This is a genomic window from Legionella saoudiensis, from assembly GCF_001465875.1.
Taxonomy (GTDB): domain Bacteria; phylum Pseudomonadota; class Gammaproteobacteria; order Legionellales; family Legionellaceae; genus Legionella; species Legionella saoudiensis.
This window is the reverse complement of sequence record NZ_LN901324.1, coordinates 1226259-1250499: the sequence shown is the minus strand read 5'-3', so window position 1 is coordinate 1250499 and position 24241 is coordinate 1226259. Positions and strand designations below refer to the sequence as shown.

Below are 24241 nucleotides of genomic sequence, written 5' to 3'. Positions count from 1 at the left end.
CCTAGGATGGCGTAGATTCCTTTCATTAGCTCTTAATATATATAACTAAGAGGGAGTTTATGTTAATTAAGCCACGTTTATTAAAAAAGAAACTTGTAGCCGTTACTGTAATGATTCCATCCGTATTTGGAGTAAGTGCACATGCAGCAGGTTTTCAATTAAACGAGACAAGCACCAGTCTGCAAGGAACGGCTATGGCAGGTTCTGCAGTTCAAATAAATGATGTTTCTGCAATGTTTAGTAACCCGGCGACCTTATCCACATTAAATGGTTTGCAAGCTTATGTTGGTGCCAGTCAAATTTTCCCTAATATGTGCATGGACGGAGGGGAGGCGGTACATACTTTTAATGTACCTGGTACTCCACTGAGTAGCTTTACTACCACCGTATCGGGCGATACGCATAGAAACAATTTAAACAAATCGGTTTTTATTCCTAATGGTTATATTGGTTGGCATTTTTTTGATAATAAATTTAGCGTTGGTGTTGCTGTTCTTGAACCTTATTACATGTCGAATAATTATTCACGCGATTCAGTGTTGCGATTTGCGGCGGTTAAATCAGAGATTAATTCCGTTAATATTAATCCGTCAATTGCTTATCAAATAAATGAGCAGTGGTCTTTGGGCGTTGGTTTTCAAGCACAATACCTTAAAACAGAATTCACTAATTTTAATGGAATTTATACAGCGTCTCCTGCTCTTGATACCTATTTAACTGCAACCAGACCTTCTTATATTGAAGGGGATAATTGGGGTTATGGTTATACGTTGGGTGCCTTATATCAACCCAATCAATTAACACGCTTGGGAATTGGGTATCGCTCTCAAATTTCTTCTCGCCAAATGGGATATGCTGAGCAATATATGTTGCCAGGCGAGCTATTGGTACAGGCTCCTGCGGATACCTTTTTGGCAAATGTTGAATCGTATGCTACGACAAATCTCAAAACTCCAGCAATGTTAACTATGAGTGCCGCACGAGACATTAATGAGTGGACCGTTAAGGCTACAGCACAAGTTAGCTTTTGGAGTAGAATGAATCGTTTTAACATCGAGACTCCAGACGGATTTAATCAATTAAGTGTTGGGCCTATGAAATGGCGAGATGCTTGGTTTGGGGCATTAGGCGTTGATTATCGGGTGAATCCATCTTGGGTTGCTCGCGGAGGTATTGCTTATGATGAAACGCCAGCAAGCAATCGATACAACGATCCTCGTTTTCCTGATGCAGGCCGCGTTTTGCTAAACTTTGGTTTAAGTTATGTGGTTAATAAATACCTATCATTTGATGGAGCCTACTCTCATATTTTCATGAATGAGCAACGACAGCATGCTACTCAGGTGGCTTTAGGAGAGAGTAGTAGAGTACAAGAGGTGAATCAGGTAAGTGCAAAATATAAAGGCTCAGGAGATGTGGTTGCTTTAGCAGTGCGTTATACGGCTTAGGTAGGACAAGTATTAACTATGGATAGTAATTTTATATTCAATAATATCGTCATTGGCAAACGAAGGAAGCAAACAGGCTCCGTGCTTCGAACTCCTGGGTTGCTTCACTACGTTCGCAATGACAGAATAAAATTCATCTCAAAATTTTAGATTAAACTTCAACTCGTCAAACTTATGCGACTGGAAACTCCTTCAACCAATACTCAGCAATCTTAATGCGCTGAGTTATCCAGATATCATCATATTGCAGCAAATAATTTAAAAACTGTTTAACCGCTTCGCATCGAGCAGGTCTGCCACTGAGCCTTGGATGCAATCCTATAGTCATAATTGTTGGACGTTTTTCTTGATAAAGATAATTAAAGCTAGCTACCAGTTGCTCATAGAATGTTTGTGCAGTAATCAACCCCGAATTCGTTGTAAACTTAAAATCATTACAATCAAGAGAATAGGGAATTATTAAATGCTGATTTTGATAATAAGGGAGTTCATCAGCATAACTGTCGGAATCATAAATAAATCCACCAATTTCTAAAAGTAAACTCCGAGTATTTTCACTGCGCCTGCCAGTATACCAACCCTTAGGTCGTTGCCCAGTTAATTTTTCCAAGGTTTCAATGCACAAAATGATATGTTCTTTTTCTACTTCTCGAGATGTTCGGGCGTAATCAATCCAACGCCAGCCATGACCTGCAACCTCATGATTATTTTGGGCCAAGTACATTGCCAATAAAGGATTTAACAGCAATGCTTGCCCACTAACAAAAAAAGTAAGAGGAATTTGATACGCATCAAAAAGACGAAGTAATCGCCATAGGCCCACACGGCTTCCGTATTCATAGAACGATTCGATACTGAGGTTTCGTATTCCCTCATCTTTAGGGGAAAAGGGGAAGTCAGCTCCTTGTGTTTCTGCATAAGTGTCGCCATTAACAGGGCTAAGCTCTGAGCCTTCCTCATAATTAAGAATAAAGTTGATGGCTATTTTAGCATTATTTGGCCAATAGAAATTTAATCCTTCTGGTCCATAACCTATCAAATCGCGCATGATCATCCCTGTGTCGCTCGTATTAATTTGATTATAGCCTTAATAATTTAACTGCTTAAAATGAATTACATAGGCAGGCTTCCACATAAGGTCACCGTCAGTAGACAAGGTCAATGAAACGACATTTTTTTCATTTAGATAGCTGTTTTTAACATATAATAAAGTGAATTCCGTGGTATTTTCAATCAAAGGCGATAACAAAAAGCCTGCCTTTGCCATATTTGCAACAAGGCGATAGTGTCTTTGGATGCCATTTTCCAAAGTAAACGTCATGTATAACTGACTGGATTTAAATAATAGAGTTGCAATACGACCGAGAAGTGTAGGGTTAATTTCAAGTTCTACATAGATTGGTGCCTCTACGCGTGGAACCGTGACGGATTCGCCTAACAAATGCTGCTCCTTAGCTATTAACGTCGCCACATCTTTTCTAGCGCCTGACTCCTTCTTTTTACGAAGGTATAAAAAATCATTTTTTAAATCAACAGGTTGATAATTTGCTAGCAGTAATGGCCAGCTCCTGCCATCTTCTAGGGCTGGAATACGTTCATCAATTGGCTCAATTTTAAAAATAATATTATCAGGCTGCACAGCCCCTTGCAGGTGCTGTTTATTTTTTTCCGCTAAGATGGAGTTAAACACCGAATAGCTTTGGAATACGGGCCGAGGAGACCATTGGTTATTTGAGGCAATTAAATAGGATTGATTATAGGAGTAGATATCCGTAGTGCCTTGAAAAATTGGAAATTCTGCTTGCTGGCTGAGGAAGCTCATTGAAAGTGCAAAGTCCTGCTCTAAGGAGTTGGGACTGCTTATCCGGTTTTTAAGCCCATGCCAGGCAGAAGAATAATTCGACTTAAAGTTATCGCTAATTGATAAACGGGTGTAGTGGTTATTAATTACATACCAAGTATTCAGGGAAACACAGAATAAAGTAATCAGCAGTTTTGTATTATTAACCAATAAAGGCAAAAACAAGGTTGCCATCATAATGGAGGTTCCCGGAATTAATGCATGCCCATAATGACGAGCAAATCCGGCTTTAAAAGATATAAACAAAAAGGCAAAGAAAATGCCGAATAAAAATAATTTACTCACTCCACGAGCATTCTTTTGCCAAGCTATGCTGCCTAGAAGAACAATGGCATTTAAGCAGTATAAAATAATCTCATCTTTATTGCCGTTTACAGACATTGCTTCAGTAAAATCAGAAGCAAGCAAGATGCTGGTACTCAAATAAGTAGGTAAATTAATGAGAGGTTGTCCGATGCTAACCCAAAATATCAGCATGGAAATAAAGGGCACAAGCAAGCTAGTTAAAGCCAACATCCTTCTTTTGTTACTAATAAAAAATAAACAGCACAAACTGCTTATAGTGCCGCATAACAATAATAAAGAGCCTTTGACTAAAATCATTAATCCAAATGGGGCCAAAAATAAGCTCAACCAAAAAGGAAAATAAAAGGATGGTTTTGGTGATGACAAGTTTTTATAACAAAAAAGCCCAACAAGCAGGGGATAGGAAAAAAGCAGTGAGTCTCGAGCGTAAACCATAATAAACAGAAAAAAGCTAAAGGCTAAAGCCCAAGACCCGCGAAATCCTTTCATTAAAAGAAGCAAACAAAGCCAATAGCTGAGTGCCAAATACAGGCTCCCACCTATCATTAATGCATCTAATGCTGGATGGTAGGTTTTTGTATAAATAAATGAGTAGGGTCCTAGGGTAAAGATAATTTCTTTGCCAAAAGCAAGTCCCTGAACAACTGCTTGATTTAAGCCTACAGCCCAAGATGAGTCTAATGTTGAGGCAGGCATTTTCGGAGCAAAAGGAACAAAAACGCTGATAAGAATGAGAAGTAAAATAAATTTTATAAATAAGCCAACAGAGTAATTTACATTTTTAGCTAAAGGGTTCACTTGCTCCATTGCTCCCAGGACTGATGTTGGCTTAAATCGATGACGAATCTTGACTATAAATAAAGGGGATGTCAATTTGTTTTGATTGGCATGGATTACTGGCTAAATTTATCCTCATTTACCCAGCCTTTAAATTAGCGTAAGTTAGCCTCCCGTCCTGAGAGAGGATTTTTCTCCTAACCTAATTCAAAGGAAGTGATCCCATAAATACCCTCAATAGATAATTTTGGAGCCCCCTTTAAATACATTCGTGCTGTAGCAAATACTTTGGTCATCCCATAATGCTGTACTAAATCAACCGCAAAGGGGTTATTTTCAGGAATATCAAGAAATACACTTTCTCCCCGAGCATGAGTTACTAGCTGTTCAAACAAGTGTGTTGCAATTGCCGCTGAATCTGCAAATAAAGGTCCAATTTTATAACCGTTAAAACATTTTCTGATAACGCCATAACCTTGCAATTGTCCCTCTTTGACATAAGCCAAAGCTAAAGCTTGATCTTGTTTAATCCAATTTATGAGAAATCGTGCTCTGGGGGCTGGGAAGTGTCGGCGATCATACGTAACTAACTGCTCAAAAGGAATATTTTTTAAATCAATAATATATTCTAGAGGATGAACGGAGATGCGCCTGTTTTCTAAAGCATAACGTGCATTATTGTGAGCAAAACGATAACCAATACGCTCATAATTATCCGTCATTTCCAAAACGCCATCAATTCCTGCATTGCGATTACCGATATAGGCTAACCTCGCCTCGGTTAGTTGCATGCCATAACCTCGTGCGCGGTATTTTTCATCAACAATATAAAAACCACAAAAGGCAAAATGTTCATCATAAATAACTGCTGAGCCAACAGCTATGATTTGGTTATTAAGCTTACCTGCAAAAAAACCTTGTGGGTCGGTTTGATAAAAACATTCAGCATCATGAAGGCCTGGATTCCATCCTTCTGCTCTTGCCCAATCTACTGCCAGTGTCACTTCATCACGGTTCATCCGTTCAACATGATAATTAGACATGATAGGCTCAAATAATGAGGGTATGTATATACATTAAAGGATAGCATTAGGGCTAAAGCAAATAGGGTCTATTTACAACCTGAATGATTCACTCATAATAAAAGCAACTAAAAAACATAGCGGAACTAGAATGCCAGTGGCAGTCATTATTCTTTTTATTACTCTTGTTGCCATTGCTTTGCGCCGGGTAGCGAGAACAATTATTCCTATTTGGGCAATTATGGCCTTTGGTGCTATTGCTGCGCTTTTATGTCAACAAATCACCCCAGTGCAGGCAATAGCGGCGATAGAGGCGGATGTAATGGCTTATTTATTAGGCGTTTTTTTTATCGCCCAAGCGGCTGAGGAAAGTGGGTATTTAGAGCAATTAACGCATAATATTTTTTATCACGCATGCACTGGAAAACACGCCTTGTTCATTGTTGTTTTTATACTCGGAACAAGTGCCGCCTTACTGATGAATGATACCGTTGCAATTATTGGTACGCCCATTATTCTGCAATTATGCAAATCACATAAGAGTTTAATTAAACCCTTGCTCTTTGCTTTAGCATTTTCTGTAACCATTGGTAGTGCCTTAAGCCCTGTGGGAAATCCGCAAAATTTACTCATTGCGGTAAAAGGAGAGATGATGTCACCCTTCCTTGATTTTTTTATGCCCCTGGCCATCCCAACCATTTTAAATCTTATTATTTGCTATTTACTTATTTATGTTGTGTATAAAGACCGGCTGGAGGAGTCCCTTGAAAAAGCAATGCCTATGCCGATTCGCGATTTCCGGACGGTTGCTTTAGTCAAATTAAGCTTAATTATGATGATTTGTTTGGTTTTGACTAAAGTAATAATGGATTTTGCCCACACAGGATTCAGGATAAATTTTAGTTATATTGCACTTATTTCCGCGATACCTCTGTTATTAAGTAAACAGAAATGGCTTTTTTTAAGAAAACTTGACTGGGGAACATTAATTTTCTTTGCAAGTACTTTTGTGTTGATGCAAAGTGTTTGGAATAGTGGTTTTTTTCAAGCGAATATTCATCATTACCATATGTCATTAATCAGCCCAATGGCTATTTTAGTAATTAGTGTTCTTTTGAGCCAATTTATTTCTAATGTCCCTCTAGTTGCGCTTTATTTACCTCTGTTGATGCAAGCGGAACATTCAAACCTGCAATTATTAACTTTAGCAGTAGGAAGTACGATTGGTGGTAACTTATCTATTCTGGGGGCGGCTAGTACTATTATCATCATTCAAAATAGCGAAAAACGTGGTATTAAGGGGTTTGGTTTTCTTGAGTTTATTAAATTGGGCTTACCCTTAACCACATTTAATATTTTGGTGTATGCTTGCTTTTTTAAAACTTACTAAAGACTAATAAAATAGAAAAATCGTAAATAAATCAAAAATTCTGCTATAATTTAGTACTATATTACGCCCCTGTTGTTTTAACTAAATAGAGAAGCAAGAATGCCTGAAGCTCCATACTTGCCCAATGAGGAACAACGCCTTGCCGCTGTTCAAAAATCGCAAATGCTAGGTACACCTGCCGAGGAGCGTTTTGATAAAATAACGCGACTTGCCCGTCGGATTTTTAATGTACCCTTGGCTGTAATTGATATTTTGGGTGCAAAAGTAGCATGGGTGAAAAGTGCTCAGGGAGTAAGTGTTGTCATGGGAGTAAGAAAAGACTCTTATTGCCATCACACCATTTTAGATGAGGAAATTTGTGTAACTTTTGATGCACGTAAAGATCCTCGTTTTTTTGATAGTATCTATACGGATACCTGGGTTTTTTATGCAGGTGTGCCCATTCATTTTGAAGGTGAACGTATAGGCGTATTTTGTATTGGTGATAATAAACCACGCCGGCTTAGCTTAAAGCAGCAAGAGACTTTGCGAGATCTTGCCTCATTAGTCGAGCAGGAGCTAAATTTTCATGCCCTATCTGAAGCGCAAGTGAAATTGGCGCAACAAAATGAAGAACTTGAACGTAAGAGTCGTATTGACCCTTTAACCCACAGTTGGAACCGAGCTGCCATTTTTGATATTTTGGCCATGGAGCTAAGAAACATTCAAAACAACTTTCTTGCCATATTGATGATTGATATCGACTGTTTTAAAGAAGTAAATGACACGTATGGACACCCGGCTGGAGATGAGGTTCTAAATATTATTGTTGAAAAAATACGTGCTGTTCTTCGTCCAAAAGATGCATTAGGGCGTTATGGTGGTGATGAGTTTTTAGCCGTGTTAGCAAATATTGAATTAAATGACGCCCTAAGAATAGGCCAGCAAATTTGTGACGAAGTTGCAGGAGCCCCCATTTCCTTTAATGGGGGCAGTATTCATGTTACCTGCAGTATTGGCTGTGCAATTTCAGCAAATTTAGAGGATATTAATTTATTAATTAAACATGCGGATGAGGCTTTATATCAAGCCAAAGGAGCGGGACGGGGTAACATTGGTTTCTAATGGCTTTTATCTGGCGCTTACCGCGCAGGTTAATGTGGCAACAATCACGGCTATGATATGGGCTTGGACTTACATGCCAATGCACAATGGCCAAATTGGTTTTAAAGTTGCTTGAGCATAGAGGAATCATAGCATTACAACATGCCCCTAACTCTAGGAGGTTATCTTAATTTGCAATTAACCCTAATAGTCTGGCTGGGGCTTCGGTCCCATTACGTATTTTAAGCGGACAAATAATAATATAGGCACCTGTTGGAGGCATATTATCCAAATTAGCCACGTTTTCTATCAGTATTTTACCCGTTCCTAAAAAGGCTTGATGGACTTTAAAACCATGGTCAGGACAATCTGGCGATAAGGTATCAATGCCTAATGCGGCAGCTCCTCGCTCCAGTAATAAATTAGCCGCCTCCTCTGAGACAGAAGGGAACACATGGTTGTTATGGTATTTGAGTGGCTCGCCCCAAAACCGTTCCCAGCCTGTTTTAATCAGAACACAGGTGTTATGAGCTATTACGCCATGCAGGCTTTCAAAATCATTAATATCCTCTGCCGAGACACGATAATGCGCATGTGCTTTATTGGAAACATCAATAACAACACAGGGCATACTTAAGTCATTCATCTCAAACTCATGAACGTTTTTCCCGCCAGGAACACAGTGGCTGGGAGCATCTATATGAGTACCAATCCCTGCATCCATACGGAGTTTCATTACTCGAAATTTATCATCACCTTGGCAATCGGAGTAATCCAGTTGCAAGTCATGATTAAAACCACAACCACTATCCCAAGTGGGGATGGTGGTTTCAAGTACATGAGTTAAGTCAATGAGTTGGTATGGGAATTTCATGCCCGGCTTAAATTAAAATTTTAATTATTATCTTACAGTATAAAAGGCACTTGGTCTGTATAAAGTTATGAAAGAGATCTTAGAAGTAATTGTGCTTATTACAGGTTTTAAGTTAATTATTATTATAAGTAATTGAATATTAAATAGTGTTGACCTGCGGTTACTATTTGCTATGATTTTTTGGTTTAAGTGGCTTTAATTTCCTCAAGGTGGATTTTAAATAAATACTATTGAAAAAAATAATTCATCAATGTATTCTTCGCATTCTTCAACCTTAAGTCGTTATGGAAAAGAGTAATTTTATTAGTCTGCTATGAATGGAAAAATTATGGAAAAATCATTTTTACTTATCAATCCCAAAACCATCTGTTTTAACTCACTCCCTATAAGTTTCAAATCATTGTCTTGATAAAAAATTATTGTATGAGGTAGGAACGAGCATGTTTGATAATTTCTCTGAAGTAGAAAAAAAATATCTAAATGAATTAAAAATAAACCTATGGGAACACCCAGGGGAGTATTTTTTTCGCTATTATCGTAATTTTAATGAGTTTAAAGAAATAAATTACTCAATGTGGATTGGACAGTGGCAATATGTAAGCTCAGGCTTTTCCATGCTTTTTGAAACATTCAAAATTTTAAGGCAGGTAGCAAGCTCTTTGTTTGCATTAAATTTCTCGAACGCAATGTCATTAACTCATGATGCCGCTAAAGAAGGCCTGACTGCTCTAACCAAATTAACCTTGGGTCTGGGATTGCTGTGTTTAAATCTTTGCCGCTCCTTTACTCTTTTTGTCGCTACTTTTCATCCCCAATTATTATTTGCAAGTCTGACTGTATGTTCTGCTTATCTTTATTTTATGGTCTTAGGAAATCCGCTTCTTGAAGCATTTACATTAGTGGCGAGTAGCATTTTTTTAGGTATTTTTGGGGGTTCTATTACAGGAACGTTAAAGAAAAATAGTGATGAGCGCATGTTTACAAAAAAACAGCGCGAGGAATCGCTCGAGCGTGAGCTTTTTGTGGATTTTTGGAAAAAAATGAATCAAGAGCAAATAAAAATTTGTAAGCTCCTTGATGTCTTTGTAGATCGCCTTGATTTAACTTCACAAGCATTGAACCATGAGCAACGATTTTTTTCTGATCCAGAATTATTAGCAAAACTTAAGCGCGAATTTAGAGATGATATAGAGTTTTTTAGAGCTCTTTCTGAATTACTTACTTCTTATCCAGAGGTCTCATTTACTTTAGCCTCAAGAGAGCGAAGCTATGCCGATATGATGTACAAAGAATTAGCTGAGCATCATGCTAGGGTCATAAGCATGGCTGAGTTATTAGTTCAAAAGATGGATAAACTCCCTGAAAATAAAGCCCAAGAGCATAACTCCTTAATAGCAATGAAATAAATATTCATGGTCTTAAAAGCAATTAGTTAGAGGTAATTATGAAAAAAAAAGTAAGTCCTGTATGGACTGGGAGTGTCATTAGTTTTGGTATTGTATCATTTGTAGCAGCTTGTGCTGCTCCTGTATTAATCGTGCCGATTGGAATTAAAATTGGGATTAGTATTGCGGGTACTTTGGGGGTCGCTTTTTCTGCGGGAGACACTGCGGTTAATCATTTTAGTAGCTGCGCTGCTGGAGAAAATGAAAAGACAACGACCCAAGAAGGCGTAGATAATGACGGAAATAGTGTTGATATTCAGGTGTTAAGTCGTCATGTGCAGTGTTTAAACCAGAAAGTTGACGAAATTGCACTCCGCCAAGACACTATAGAGCACCGCCAAAATACTGTAGAAATGCAAAGAGAAATGGATACGAAAGAGCAGAATGCCAGAATCTCAATGGTTTGTGATGATGTCGATTTGAACTCTAGTAGAATCAGTATGCTTGAGCGCAGCATTACTTCTCATGTAAATAAAGCATCAACAACATTTTCTAGTACTGCAAGCTCTTCGGATCAAACCAGCCAAGAACAAACAGATACCATTCCCGAAAATGTAAGTACTCTTTTATCGAAACATGGTTTACATAGTTCAAATCAAAGTGAGTTTCGCCAACCATCAGATGCTTCATCTGTAAGGAAGAGAAAAAATCCTTCGAACCTAAGATTTTAACAAATAAATTTTATGTAAATTTTTATTCCAACTATTAGCAAGCAAGGACCTAAGGAAAATGGCAAGTGCAATTAAAGTTTTAAGTATTGGAACACAGGATCTTGGGGTATTACCCCGTGAACTCAATGCTCATTACTTATCTGATGTTGATTGGTTGGAATCCAATCAGAAACAGGCTCGTGCTCTAATTCAGCCCGATCAGAATGGTGAATATAATATTACGGATAATATAATTGGAACGAAAACCCATGGAGAACTTTATGATGATGGCACTAAGGTTTTAGAATGGCACTCTACTCCAGATGGACGATTAATAGTTCAATCTTACACTGAAAAGCAAATCAATCTATTTGCTGCTCTTAAAACAAAAGAATGTTTTTTTAAAGCAAAAGGTCCTGTATACATAAAAGGCTCTTTGGAGATCGAATCATTACTAGCCATTGATGCTGAGGCACTCTGGCTCGATGATGAAATTACTTCCAAAGGAGCTATTCTCTTAAAAGCACGTCAAGGTATTGGTCTTTTAGCTCCCGTGAAATCAGAGAGCTTAGTCATTGATGCCGCTTATGTTCATCAAGCAGCGGATATACGCACTGCAGGACAATTTGATGTTTGTACGCAATTTTTTAAACAGAATAGTTCAGTTAAAACAGTGGTTGATAAGTTACGCCTGATTTCTACAGCGAGTGAAATGAATGGGGATTTTACTATTAATAATGAATGTTTTTTAACCTCAAAATCCTTAATTTTGGGACATGAAACTGAATCGTCTACCTTTAGATTTCCTGGAAGCAATCATATTCATACCGGTAATTTACACCTTCGAGGAGATACTCAAGTCCGTATCGGAAATTTAGCTCTGCCTCAGGAAGGACTATTTCTGGTTGATGAACAATTAGTTATTGATGAACGAGCTGTGGCTCATGTTTTTAATACAAAATCCCCTTTAAACCAAATAGAAAACAATGGGGAGTTGGTGTTTGAGCAATGTCATTTGGAGGCTCAACGCGTCCAGCAGCACGGGATTTTTGATGCCAGTAACTCATTAATAAAGCTTTCGGATTCTTTTACCCACGCTAATAAAGCACTAACAGAACTTAAAAATTGTCATTATATTGTCCCAACCACATATGTCCATGATAATGATTTTTCTATGAGTGAGAGCGTATATAAAGGGAAATTATGCAAGATACATGCAGGATCTTTAGAATTTAACTACCATTCAGAAATTGAAATTGAAGCGTTACTTTTAGATAAAGAGGCCGAGGCGATTGTTCGCGACTCTAAGTTTAAGGCAGCGACCTCGCTAAAATCCATGGGGCGATTACTATTTGAAAAAGCTGATATTGAGACAAAATACTTTAAAACAAGAGAAGGCCAATTAAGTAGTAAAAACTCAAATATTACCGCAGAAACAGCAGTTGAATTAAATGGAGCTACAGATTTAAGTGAGTCACGTATTGCTGGGGATACCTTAATCTTGAATGGCGAGTTGGTTATTGATAAAGCTCATTTCCAAGCAGATTCCTTAAATATTACCTCCCAAAAAGCAAATATTAATTCCTTATTTTCCAAGTCAAAGCGCCTACAAATAACTGGTAGTGATGCAGAAGAGCAAATAGTGTTTAAAGGTTGTGGTTTTACTATCGAATTACTAGAGTGCACTAACCATATTACACTTGATAACTCCACAATTTATGGGGTTTCTGAGAAAGTAATGAGTCATCCGCTTCATTCGCACTTAAAGGTTAGACGCTCCAAATTCCTTACCGATGATGACATCAGAAACTATCTCGATGGACAAATTGAATTAGAAGATAATAGTTTAATGAAAGTAAGGCTCTTGCATTCACAAGGAGCAATGAAAGCAAAAGACTCAAAAGTTTTTTGTGAGCATTTAAAACAAGAAAATGCAAGTCTTAAATTGGAAGCAAGTATTTTTGCAATTGCGGATAAGTTAAGTTCTCAGAACAGTACGGTTGAATTGTCTGAAGGTTCGGTATTAGGGGCTTTTGATGTAGAGCTAGAGGATAACTCCAAGCTTGTCTTGAAAGAAGATAGTACTTTAGTTGCTGATTCTCAACTTGCGAATGCCTCTGACTCTACTATTATGAGTACTGACTCAAAGGTTCAAGCTAAAAAATTTACTGCATTAGGGCGTACAGAATTATGCTCTAGCCTTTTATCGGCCAAAGAGCTGTCCATTTATGAACAGTTTTCTGCCCATTCTCTCTCTGCAGTCACGGTTGAAGGATTAATTGAGGTTGCATTAGAGGCTCAAGCTAAATTAGAAAACTCAATGTTAACTGGCGGATCTGTGTCGACTTTAGGCAAAATGGATGTAACAAATTCGAGCATTACTGTTCAAAATGAACTTGAAATCTATCCTGAGGCTTTCTTGGCTTTAGGAGGAAGAGCACAAGTTGATACCAATAACATGCTCGTGATGGGCTCACTTGCAGTACATGCGGATCCCAAAGAAGAGCCGTCTCCAGAGCAAACAGGGCAGGAATTAGAACAAGAAAAGCCAAAGTTTTTTATTAATGTGCATCAGGAATTAACTGTTGCTGAAGAGGGTTCAATTACGGGAAAAGGAAATTTATGGATCGAGGCCAACCAGTATCAGCATACCGGAAGCATAGATCTTTCCGGAAAGTTGGGCATTACAGGGAACACATTAACTAATCAAGGTTCAATTGAGGCTGAAAAAGTATTTTTGGGTTTTGATTCTCAAGTCCAAAACTCTGGCTCATTATCTGCAGAAGATATGGTAATTCATAGTAATTTCCTTAACTTGTTAGGAAGGACCTATGCTAAAAAATCCTTATCTGTAGCGGGATTTTATGGCGCTAATGGCGGTCTTATTGCAGCTAACAATTATTCCAATACGACTCTATTATCAGTCAACGCAGGTTTAATTACACCCAATTTGTCAGGGAAAGCTTCAGACATTATTAGTTGGGCTAATTTGGGTTCAGTAGCTAAAATTGCAGCTACCACATTGATCCCGAGCTATAGTAATACAATTAATTTAGCTTGCATGACGTATGGGCTTATTAGCTCTGAGCAAGGTCTAAGTCTTTATAATATGATTTCGGGTTTGAATCTTGATCATTATAAGCAAATGCGAACACATGAGCTGATGGCGGAGCTAAGCTGCCTAAAGGGCCTTGTATCTACTGCATATAATGCGGCAAATATGGCTTATGGGGCTTCATTTGAGCTGTCCAATCTGAGTAATGATTTTATTTCCGCTCAAAGTGCATTTAATGATAACCCACTATCTCTTTATGATATTAAATCAGCTGCTTCACGATTTGACTATAAAAATTTTGGCATGCGTTCCGCAGGCGTACTTTTGGGTGGCTATAATGACGATTCATTGATAAACCTCAATTTTGGAAGCAGTGTGTCGCCCAATACTGCGAAGAGAAGCCTCTTTAGCTTTAACTCTGGGGCTGAGTTTTCTGCATTCTCTCATAATATAAGTAATCAGGTATTTTTTAATAGTGGCTGGTCTGGAGGTAGTGACGCTAGTTTTTCTACCCAATATGGTTATAACGAAGGGACATTAGAAGGGCTAAATCGATTCTACTATAAAGCCGATAGCACAGTGAATACTGGCTCCATGATAGGCGAGCAAGCCTATGTGGTTATAGACTCGCTTGAACAAGAAGGTACGCTTCATTTAAGTCGGGGTTTTGCGAAAATTGACCAATTTACTGATACCGAAGCTGCGGTCACAGAATTTGCTGATATGTTTGTTGGGGGTACTGATTATGAGTCGAAGGGACATTTAGAGGCCCAAAGAACGTTCTTAGATTATGAGCACCAAATTAAAATGGAGGAAAGTTCTACTGCTCAAGCGTCCCATCTTTCTATGAGAGCAGGCGAGATTATTCTTGCTGGCAAATTACAACACGAAGATGGACTCTTTATTGAAGCGGATAAGGTTACATTCACTGAAAATTCCGTAGTTCATGGACAGCGAACCGCGGAAGAGGAGCTATTTGTAATCAAATCGACACCAGACCAAGAAACCGAAGTGGCACAAGAAACATCAACGACAGAGACAGCCCAAGAACAAGTTGCCACAACGGATGATCAGCCATCGAAAGTAAAGAAAGAGTTTAATCCAAACCATGTGCTGCAAATAAAAGCAAAAGAGGTGGTGCTTGATGGGGCAATGAGTGGTGGCGATTATACGCTGATACAAGGTATAGAAAATAAGCCAGAGCCTTCTCCATCTGAAAACACATCAGTGAGTACACCAGAAGATGCGCCTGTAAAGAAATCCCCAAAACTTGATAAGCTAACTATTGGTGAGCATGCAGAGATCACGCTTAGCTATGGTTCAATTGCTGGTCACGAGGTGGTGAATGATGGCCATATAAATTTGGATAGTTTTTCTTTAGAAATTGATTCATTGCAACAAAATAATAGTCAGGTTCTGGATAGTTGCTCTGGCGAGATTACACAATTTCGCGATAGCGAAAAATCCAGTACAACAGTAACTCAGAGCGCATTAACAGGCGAGCGTTTTACTTCAGCAGGCACACTCGATTCACAAAAAACCAGCTTTCACTACCGCGATGAATTTCTAACTACAAAAACCTCAACCTTCAAATCTGATGATACTTGGATTACTACGGATCATTTTCAGGTTGAAGGAAAGATAGACTACCAGCATCTTCTTTCTGTTAAAGCAGAAACGGTTTCTTTGCAGGCGGGATCTTCAATCAATGGGAAAAAGACTGCAGAAGATGAGTTATTTGTTACCAAAGAAAATCCTGTAACTTCGGTTGATACCCCAACTCAAACCGGAGAAACTTCTGAGAAAAAAGAAGAGAAAAAAGAATTTAACCCCCAACATATTTTAGCTATTGAGACAAAAAAAGTACACTTAGATGGTAAACTTACGGGTGGTGATTTCACCTCAATTCATGGTAAACCTATTGAAGCGGAAGGGGTTGAGGAGAAAACTGAGAAATGCGAGTTAGTAGAGATAGGAACCTCTGCAGAAATTGATCTGACTCATGGCTTTATCTCAGCTCAAGCCGGAGATGTTACAGGAAGTGCACATCTTTCAGGTTTTGACCTCGACATCGACCATACGAAAATTCATCATAGCGGGCATTTATCGCTTGAAAAATCAATATTCAATGGTACTTCGTTAAATAATGTCGATGGAACGTTAAGTCTGGATCACTCAGATGTCACTTTAAATGAAATGATACTAAGCCAATATGGGCGTGAGCATATAATAGATTCTACTGTTACAACGGATAAATTAGTAGATTATAGTCAATTATCTTATCAAGGTCAGGCTGCTTTTTTCACGAAACATTATGAACATGGCGGGCGGGTTTCTGTATTAGATTTACCTAAAACCACAGAAATTAAGAATCTTTTTGCAGTGCAGGCGGATACTGCTAATCTGCATGGCTCATCGAATCTGGATAATGCTATTTTTGATATCAAGCACTTAGCTAATGCGAATCAATTTATCTCGGGTAGCGGTCAGTACAGTAGCTATGGCGTTTCCGGTCTTCTTGAGTTTGATACAGCGGATTACATGGATCTAAATTTACCTTTTTATCGCCTTTGTGATTTAACGGTAAAAGCTAGTGGCATTACTTTAAACTCTGATTATATTACGAGTAATACGCTTAAATTAATTTCCACTGAATCAGATATCACCTTATTAAAAAATGTCAGTGGCGTTAACATTTATATGAAATCTGCGGGTGCGATTAAAACTAACCATCAGATTTATGCTGCTCAATTAGCGTGTTTTGAGGCAGATGGTGGCTTTTATAATGTTGGAGGTGGAATTAATGGGAATATAGTTTCTATTAAAGCCAGTGAAATAATAAATGTAACTCCAGGCTCAGTGACACCTACCCCTAAAAGTCCTGGCAGTATCTTTAGGCCTAAACGCCACGATTTTCCAGGTTCCCATCATAAGACTAAAGACAAAAAGGAGCCTGCTCCAAACCCTTGGGGAATTGATATGGGTACTGAGGGAATTATTAATGGACGTAGTGAGACGTACATGGAAGCAACGACCGGAAATATCGTGAATTGCGGAGGAATTATTCGCGGCGGGGCTTACACTCAGTTAATTGCTCAAGGTGACGTTATTAATAAATGTAATGTGGCAACACATCGAGGAGCTTACGATCGAATTACCACGTTTGACCCGGGCTTAATCGCTGGAGGTTCTGGTTTAGCTGATACTGAAGGAGTTGGCCTTTATATCAAAGCAAATGGCATGGTACGTTCAGATGCTTCTAATTTTATTTCTAATGGTTCCAACTATATTTATGGACTGCACGGTATTGATCTGGGGGCAAGACAGGAAACCCATATTTCAAAGGTTAAGAAAACAAAAAACTGGTATGGTAAATCCAGCGAAAGTGTTACTACAACAACTTCTATTAGTCATTCAAATGTTCAATCCTTTGGTGGGGTGAATACTTTAGTCGCTGAGGAAGGTGGCGTAAAATCGGTAGCGACCCATTTTGTTTCTCCAGGTGGAACGCAAATCTCTTCTAGGGACAGCGTTTTACTTTACAGCCTAAAGGCGCAAAGTAAAAAACATAAATCTTCAAGTAGCCTCTGGGGATTATCGAAACATTCAATTGATGAAACACATGAAGAAGTTGCCCCTACTTTATTTGTCGATAATGGGGTTACCCGTGTTTATTCTACGCAAGGAAGCATTGATGCGCGTGGTGCTTATTTTGTAGGAAATGGCGATTTGGATATGCGCGCAGAACATGGTCGTATACAGTTTGGCGTAGATATTCTGGATCATGAAGTTATTGAAAAATCCAGGGGGATTGGAGTTTCGGTACCGGGAATGGGTGCTTGGAATTCTTGGAAAAACGGAGGCTCTATTTATGATGCAATGAGCGCAGAGGATGCTACTTTATCCAAGTTAAATTCCATGCTTGGCAGCAATAATACGACTGAGCTTTTAGCGAATGCATCAAATTTAGGAATTAATTTATATAATACCACCAATAGCCTTATGCGAGGTTTAAGTGAGAATAATCTAACGGGCGAAATACTGGCACGTTACGGATTAGGTGGCACCGATGGAAAAGGATTTTCACCTACAATAAATGTGACAATGACAGAAAGTACAACCAAAACTAAGTACCAGACCCAAGGTGTAGGTGGTGTAAATCGAGGAGGAAATGTTTACCTGGAAGCTGGAGAGGGCATTGATTTAGAAAATGGGGTGCGTGTTCATGCCGGGGGAAATATGGTAGTTAATGCTCCTGAAATTGTCGCAAGGTCCGCTGAGCTCCATTCTTCTGTAGATCAAACGGTTACCAGCCAAAGTATTGGTGTTTCTCCTACGGGACAAATACAAGATGCTTCATTTGCATACTCACATACTAGCACCAAATCGACACAGCATGTCAATGCCGAATTGTCTGCCGGCGGCCATATGGAATTAGGTTATAAAGAAGGGGCAATGGACCAGGTTACTCTTGATGGCGCGCGAATTATTGCAGGAAGCTTGGATGCAAAGATTGAGCATTTAAGCATTATTGATAAACAGGATACTAGTGTTACGGAAACAAAATCAGGCCAGGTAAGTCTTTCAGGACAAGTATCCGCGTATGTTGGCAAAGGTGACTCCGCAGTAGTGAGAGAACATAGCGGCATATACGTTGCGAATAATACGGGTCATTCAGTTGTGATTGATGATGCCCATATGAAAGGTGGCGAGATGTTGGTTAATGGTGGTTCGGTAGAAATCACGAAATTAGTTAGCGAAAAAGTAGTTGATCATCAATCTTATACTGGTGTTGGCATTAGCTTTAATGTGAATGATTTACAACGATGGACGGGGCAACAAGCATCAAATACAACCGGTGAGCAAGCAATAGCTGTGGGGGAAGTCACTTTTGATAAAGTGGATCGTATAGTAGAACATACTCCTGTGGTTTATGGAGAAAATGGCGTTCAAATCGTAATTAAAGAGGTTGTGGGTGAGGTACACACAGAATCTGCAAGCGGCGCAAAAGTACTTAAAAACGATGAAATGCATGTGAATCTGGACGTTCCTATTACTAATTCAGACTACATCCAAAAGAGTGTCGATAACATTAAATCTGGAGTAGAAAAAATTACTACTGCATTAGGACTCACAGGCATTCCAGAGACTAAACTCCCAGAGCAGAAGGAGCCTGTTTTACCTTCGCGTCGTGAGGAAGAGGAGGAAGAAGAAGAGGAACTTGGTGAAAAGGCTGAAAAAGATACTGATGTAGATAAAAAAGATCAGAAATCACCTTTGTCTGAAGAGGAAGCTGTTGCTGCGTTTCAGGAGCTTTTTTCTTTGATTTCTGAGGGCGATGCGAGCGAAATTGCTAAAACTTCAGTACAACTGCAAGAGGCTTTAGAAAAAGGAGATGGTGCTTCCGAGCTTAAAGAAAAGTTTAAAGCCCAACTTTTATCTGCACTTAACAAGGTCGTTAAAGCAAGCTCTGAAGATATGTGGGAGGGACTTGCTCAAAAAATTGGGGCTGACTCGGCAGATAAGTTGGCTAAAATATTTTCTGCTCCTGATGGCCTTAGCACGAAAGCTTATATGGGGTCTCGAGGTACTATATATATTAGCTTTATTTTTAACTTATATGGCGCATCTCTTGATGGGAAAAAGGATGTTTGGGATACCGCAATGAAAAATACGGTTGGGGATCTAATAATTAACTATTCTTTAAAAGTAACCACGGGTTCTGCTGCTGGTCCTATTGGTTGGGCTTTAGTTGGGATTGGGGTTTTGGATACGCTGCTTTATGATGAAAAGGTAGTAGAGTTATTTCAAGAGCAAGGCAAATCCTTGGCAGAGGAAGGTATTAAACAATTTGATGAAGGTAACTATACAGCAGCAGCAACGTTCATGCACGCTTCTCAGGAGCACACTCAGGCTTATTGGGGTGCTCAAGTAATGCATTATCTAGCGGATTTATCCTTCAAGGTTAGCGATAGAGCAATAAGTAATCTTAAGCGTTTGGGTCATCCGGAGTTGTTTGATGATATGATTTTGGATAGGATAAAACCTAAACTTCCAGTAGTTGATCCAATTACTCCAGAATCTAGAAAGGTCAATAGGCATTCATTTTTTTGTCCTGAAGAAGCAGTAAAAAGGCATGAGCAAACGACACTTAATCAGTCTGTAAACGAAGTAGGTAGAACATGCGAGTTCAAATAAATAGGCAACTAGTCGTTGCCTTTATCTTATGCTTATTTTTTAGCTTGGGTTGGGCACAAAAAACACCATGGGAAAATGTAAATACTCAATATTGGGTGGCCAAAAGACAAGGTGACAGTAAAAAGGCTTTAATTCTTGCCAGTCAGGCTTTTTCGATTGCCCGACATAAAGAAGTTAGGCATCTACCCATTAGCTGTTTTAATTTAGGGCACTCCTATTATGTTCAAGGAAACTTCAAGCAGGCAGATAGATTTTTACGCCAAGCCTTGTTCTTTTATGAAAAATTATATGGTGAGGATAGTTATTCTGCTACAACGACATTAAATCTTCTTGCCAGGAATTATAGAGAACAAGGAAAGCATGATAAGGCAGAGTATTATGCCTTAAAATCATTGCGTCTTTTTGATAGGAAATATCCTAAGGATGATATTAAGCGTATTCCATTTTTAGTTATTTTGGGTTCGGTCTATCGACAGCAAAATAAATATACTCAGGCAGAAAATCTCTATAAAGAGGCTCAGCAAATTTTAGATAAAGAGCCATCAAAAAACTTGGAATTAAGAATCGGTCTCTTTTCTAATTTGGCTGCTCTTTATGAAAGCATGGGGGAATACAATAAGTGTGAGCCCCTCTATCATCAAACATTAGCTTTGGATGAACAAGTATACGGAAAAAACCATCCTGATTTGGCAGTAACCCTCAATAATCTGGCTGATTTTTATATAAGTCAAGGCTTAAGTGCAAAAGCAATACCATTGCTATTGCGCGCTATAAAAATTCATGAGCAACATACTGACTCTAAAAATTACACGCTAACCACGAGTTTAGATAATCTTGGATTAGCCTATGAGGGAATAGGGGAGTATGAAAAGGCACATCGCACTTATGAGCGAGCGTTAGCGATTGTGAAGGTGCTGCAAATTAACGGTCCTCAATATGCTACGATCTTAAATAATTTGGGCCGTCTGTATAAATTGCAAGGTTATTACGCAGAGGCAGAAAAATTATGCCTACAATCTTTGGCGATTGATCAGAAGGTTCTTCCTGTAGGCCATCGTTCCATTGGTCGGGATATGAATAACTTAGCGAGTGTTTATAGCGCGCAAGGAAAGATGAAACAATCAGAAGAGCTCTACCAAAATGCTGCAGCGCTTTACCAAAACAAATTAGGTAATGAGCACCCCAATACCGCTAATGCATTATTAAACCTTGGGACTTTTTATGAAGGGCGAGGTAATTACACAAAGGCAGAATCCTTATATCAGCAGGCGCTTACAATCTATGAAAAGAAACTTCCAGCGGAGAGTCCGCTGATTGCTAATGTACTCAATAACTTGGCAAGTTTGTATTCAGAAGAAAAGCAATACAGTAAAGCTGAGGCGCTTTATCAACGCTCATTGGTGATTAGGAAAAAAGCATTAGGGGAAGAGCATCCTTTATATGCTCAAAGTTTAAACGGCTTAGGCTATGTTTATGGTGAGTTAAAACAATATGATAAAGCGGAACCGCTTTATTTGCAGGCAATAGCCATCATTGAAAAAAAACATGGCGCAGACCATCCGCTTTTAACGACGTATATGAATAATTTAGGCACTTTGTATTCTGAGCAGGGTAAGAAGGTGGCTGCAAGATCCTGTTTTGAAAAGGCAATTGCTATTGGCGCCAAAAAATTGGGTGCTTCACATCCGACTGTTTTAGCGGTGAAGAATAATTTAAGGATATTGTAAATTGTTATGTCCCTTGACGCGATGAAACATGTAGTTCGACGGGCTCTCAGGCTCTGTAACAGAGTTTGTGCCCCATAATGCTGGGCTTGCAGCCCAGCCTACGTTTACTATCCCAAGTAGGGGTGGTTTCAAGTACATGAGTTAAGTGAATGGGTTGGTATGGGAATTTCATGCCAGGCTTAAATTAAAATTTTAATTATTATCTTACAGTATAAAAGGCCACTTGGTCTGTATAAAGTTATGAAAGAGATCTTAGAAGTAATTGTGTTTATTACAGGTTTTAATTTAATTATTATTATAAGTAATTGAATATTAAATAGTTGACCTGCTGTACTATTTGCTATGATTTTTAGTTTAAGTGCCTTTAATTTCCCCAAGATGGATTTTAAATAAGTACTATTGAAAAAAATAATTCATCAATGTATTCTTCGCATTCTTCAACCTTAAGTCGGTATGGAAAAGAGTAATTTTATTAGTCTGCTATGAATGGAAAAATTATGGAAAAATCATCTTTACTTATCAATCCCAAAACCATCTGTTTTAACTCACTCCCTATAAGTTTCAAGTCATTGTCTTGGTAAAAAATTATTGTATGAGGTAGGAACGAGCATGTTTGATAATTTCTCTGAAGTAGAAAAAAAATATCTAAATGAATTAAAAATGAACCTATGGGAACACCCAGGGGAGTATTTTTTTCGCTATTACCGTAATTTTAATGAGTTTAAAGAAATAAATTACTCAATGTGGATTGGACAGTGGCAATATGTAAGCTCAGGCTTTTCCATGCTTTTTGAAACATTCAAAATTTTAGGGCAGGTAGCAAGCTCTTTGTTTGCATTAAATTTCTCGAATGCAATGTCATTAACTCATGATGCCGCTAAAGAGTTTGGGACTGCTTTAACTAAACTAACCTTAGCTTTAGGGCTGTTGTGTTTAAACCTGTGTCGTTTTACTACACTTTTTGTAGCCACTTATTACCCACAATTGTTGTTTGCCAGTTTAACTGTATGTTCGGCATCTCTTTATATTATGACTTTCGGGAATCCTCTATGTGAAGCCTTCTCTTTAATATCATTCAGTGTATGTTTAGGTATTTTTGGAGCCTCTATTGTAGGCCCATCTAAGAACATACCCAAAAAAAAAGAAAAAGAAAAACTGCTAGATCTTAAATTTTTTTTGGAGTCTTGTGAAGAAATATTTAACGAGCAAACGCAAGTTCATGAGCGGCTTATTATATTCGTAGAGCAGCTCAATTTAACTGCACAAGCATTAAGCCAGGAATTGCGATTTTTTTCTAATCCAGAATTATTCGCAAAGCTTAAGCGCGAACTCTATGAAGATATAAGCTTTTCTAAAGCTTTTTCTGAATTACTTGCTTCTTACCCAGTCATTTCTTTTGCTTCAGTTCCTGGAGATCGGTGCTATGCAAATATGATGCTCACAGAGCTATCTGAACATCATGCTAAAGTCATGAGTATGGTTGAGTTGCTAGAAAAAAAGATAACTAAAAAACCTGAAAATGAAGCCCAAGCGTATAATTTCTTGAGTGCAAAATAATTCTATCCGAAAATCTAGGTTGTGTAGAATGCGAATTAAATTATTTGGCAAATATAAAGAGGCTTTATTGAAAATTCCATTTTGATTGCTTGCCAGTGTTCGCGTGACCATTATTGGATACATTTTAATTCACACAATAATGTCACGCAGCTAAATTATTTCGGATTTACAAAGCTTGTTTTTTTAATGTAACAATCAAGTTTGAATCCTTCATTTTTGTAGTCATTGAGTTGGGATCGTATCCTTGAGGTAATTGGAATGATTGGCTGTAATTGCTTTGAGAATAACTTACGCTTTTACTTTGACCTTCCTCATGGGTAATTTTTTGAGTTACATTGGCACTAATAATTAATTGCCCATTCTTAACAGAAACATCAACTTTATTATCGCTGCCTTGTGGCAGTTTTATTTTATAAATAAGCTCATTTTTATTTTCTTCAATCTCAATGTTTTTTGCACTACCGAAGGGATCCTGATTTGGAGTATTTGCCAGGCTATTTTGCATTTGTATAAATTGATTTTTCATAAATTGATCCATGGCCTGCTGCATTTTTTGCATTTGCTGTAGGACAGCATTGTGTGATTGAAAAAATGGATCGTTAGTAAATGGATCGATTAATTGGTTATTGCTGTTGATGGATGTATTTTGTGTATCGTTGACAGAGTTCGCTAATACTGGTGAGATAAGAGCGATAGAAAGTAAAATAGAAAGTAGATTTTTATTCATGGAAATTTCTCCTGTTGTAAAAAATTTCTAATTACTATTTATATATTCTAAAAGAAGTATGGAAAACCAGACTTCTCTGGCTTTTAAAAATAAAATATAGGAAGACGATATGCAAGAGGAG

General features: G+C 38.3%; 13 protein-coding genes. 8 read left to right on the top strand and 5 right to left on the bottom strand.

What is annotated here, in order from left to right; translation table 11 throughout:
* Positions 1 to 59: 59 nt before the first annotated feature.
* A complete protein-coding gene (locus tag BN3124_RS14300) occupies positions 60 to 1448 on the top strand; it encodes an OmpP1/FadL family transporter (protein ID WP_058535448.1) in 1389 nt (462 codons plus the stop codon).
* A 172-nt stretch (positions 1449 to 1620) separates the two neighbouring features.
* Here BN3124_RS14300 and BN3124_RS14295 read toward each other — a convergent pair whose 3' ends face one another.
* The 3 genes from BN3124_RS14295 to BN3124_RS14285 form a co-directional block, all read right to left on the bottom strand.
* Positions 1621 to 2499 carry a polysaccharide deacetylase family protein gene (locus BN3124_RS14295; protein ID WP_230849165.1) on the bottom strand — a complete coding sequence of 293 codons (879 nt, stop codon included), beginning with the start codon at positions 2497 to 2499 and terminating at the stop codon, positions 1621 to 1623.
* A gap of 36 nt (positions 2500 to 2535) precedes the next feature.
* Positions 2536 to 4422 (bottom strand): hypothetical protein, encoded by a 1887-nt coding sequence (locus tag BN3124_RS14290; RefSeq protein WP_058535446.1) that lies wholly within the window; start codon positions 4420 to 4422, stop codon positions 2536 to 2538.
* A 167-nt stretch (positions 4423 to 4589) separates the two neighbouring features.
* On the bottom strand, positions 4590 to 5435 hold the full coding sequence (locus tag BN3124_RS14285; protein WP_058535445.1) for a GNAT family N-acetyltransferase: 846 nt from the start codon (positions 5433 to 5435) through the stop codon (positions 4590 to 4592).
* A 130-nt stretch (positions 5436 to 5565) separates the two neighbouring features.
* Between BN3124_RS14285 and BN3124_RS14280 the strand changes: the two genes are divergently transcribed.
* Positions 5566 to 6804, top strand: a complete 1239-nt coding sequence (locus tag BN3124_RS14280; RefSeq protein WP_058535444.1) for an anion transporter — start codon at positions 5566 to 5568, stop codon at positions 6802 to 6804.
* Between the two features lie 99 nt (positions 6805 to 6903).
* Entirely contained in the window at positions 6904 to 7908 is a 1005-nt protein-coding gene (locus BN3124_RS14275) for a GGDEF domain-containing protein (protein ID WP_058535443.1), read from the top strand.
* A gap of 166 nt (positions 7909 to 8074) precedes the next feature.
* On the opposite strand, the gene BN3124_RS14270 is transcribed toward BN3124_RS14275, so the two are convergent.
* On the bottom strand, positions 8075 to 8761 hold the full coding sequence (locus BN3124_RS14270) for a cyclase family protein (protein ID WP_058535442.1): 687 nt from the start codon (positions 8759 to 8761) through the stop codon (positions 8075 to 8077).
* 440 nt (positions 8762 to 9201) lie between these two features.
* On the opposite strand from BN3124_RS14270, the gene BN3124_RS14265 reads away from it, so the two are divergent.
* The 5 genes from BN3124_RS14265 to BN3124_RS14245 all read left to right on the top strand — a co-directional run bounded on the left by BN3124_RS14265 (position 9202) and on the right by BN3124_RS14245 (position 23393).
* Complete coding sequence (locus tag BN3124_RS14265; protein WP_058535441.1) at positions 9202 to 10167, top strand: hypothetical protein; 966 nt, start codon at positions 9202 to 9204, stop codon at positions 10165 to 10167.
* 38 nt (positions 10168 to 10205) lie between these two features.
* Positions 10206 to 10877, top strand: coding sequence for a hypothetical protein (locus tag BN3124_RS14260; protein ID WP_058535440.1), 672 nt, complete (start codon positions 10206 to 10208; stop codon positions 10875 to 10877).
* A gap of 58 nt (positions 10878 to 10935) precedes the next feature.
* A complete protein-coding gene (locus tag BN3124_RS14255) occupies positions 10936 to 20109 on the top strand; it encodes a hypothetical protein (RefSeq protein ID WP_058535439.1) in 9174 nt (3057 codons plus the stop codon).
* A complete protein-coding gene (locus tag BN3124_RS14250) occupies positions 20094 to 21836 on the top strand; it encodes a tetratricopeptide repeat protein (RefSeq protein ID WP_058535438.1) in 1743 nt (580 codons plus the stop codon). Before BN3124_RS14255 ends, BN3124_RS14250 begins: the two co-directional genes overlap by 16 nt.
* A 609-nt stretch (positions 21837 to 22445) precedes the next feature.
* Positions 22446 to 23393, top strand: a complete 948-nt coding sequence (locus BN3124_RS14245; RefSeq protein ID WP_058535437.1) for a hypothetical protein — start codon at positions 22446 to 22448, stop codon at positions 23391 to 23393.
* 166 nt (positions 23394 to 23559) lie between these two features.
* Here the strand turns inward: BN3124_RS14245 and BN3124_RS14240 are convergent, their stop codons facing one another.
* Complete coding sequence (locus BN3124_RS14240) at positions 23560 to 24120, bottom strand: Hsp20/alpha crystallin family protein (protein ID WP_058535436.1); 561 nt, start codon at positions 24118 to 24120, stop codon at positions 23560 to 23562.
* Positions 24121 to 24241 lie beyond the last annotated feature (121 nt).

Bases quoted from the DNA above. Each gene is read 5' to 3' on its own strand.
- BN3124_RS14300 (WP_058535448.1), top strand. From the start codon at position 60: ATGTTAATTAAGCCACGTTTATTAAAAAAGAAACTTGTAGCCGTTACT.
- BN3124_RS14290 (WP_058535446.1), bottom strand. From the start codon at position 4,422: ATGGAGCAAGTGAACCCTTTAGCTAAAAATGTAAATTACTCTGTTGGC.
- BN3124_RS14285 (WP_058535445.1), bottom strand. From the start codon at position 5,435: ATGTCTAATTATCATGTTGAACGGATGAACCGTGATGAAGTGACACTG.
- BN3124_RS14280 (WP_058535444.1), top strand. From the start codon at position 5,566: ATGCCAGTGGCAGTCATTATTCTTTTTATTACTCTTGTTGCCATTGCT.
- BN3124_RS14275 (WP_058535443.1), top strand. From the start codon at position 6,904: ATGCCTGAAGCTCCATACTTGCCCAATGAGGAACAACGCCTTGCCGCT.
- BN3124_RS14270 (WP_058535442.1), bottom strand. From the start codon at position 8,761: ATGAAATTCCCATACCAACTCATTGACTTAACTCATGTACTTGAAACC.
- BN3124_RS14265 (WP_058535441.1), top strand. From the start codon at position 9,202: ATGTTTGATAATTTCTCTGAAGTAGAAAAAAAATATCTAAATGAATTA.
- BN3124_RS14260 (WP_058535440.1), top strand. From the start codon at position 10,206: ATGAAAAAAAAAGTAAGTCCTGTATGGACTGGGAGTGTCATTAGTTTT.
- BN3124_RS14255 (WP_058535439.1), top strand. From the start codon at position 10,936: ATGGCAAGTGCAATTAAAGTTTTAAGTATTGGAACACAGGATCTTGGG.
- BN3124_RS14250 (WP_058535438.1), top strand. From the start codon at position 20,094: ATGCGAGTTCAAATAAATAGGCAACTAGTCGTTGCCTTTATCTTATGC.
- BN3124_RS14245 (WP_058535437.1), top strand. From the start codon at position 22,446: ATGTTTGATAATTTCTCTGAAGTAGAAAAAAAATATCTAAATGAATTA.
- BN3124_RS14240 (WP_058535436.1), bottom strand. From the start codon at position 24,120: ATGAATAAAAATCTACTTTCTATTTTACTTTCTATCGCTCTTATCTCA.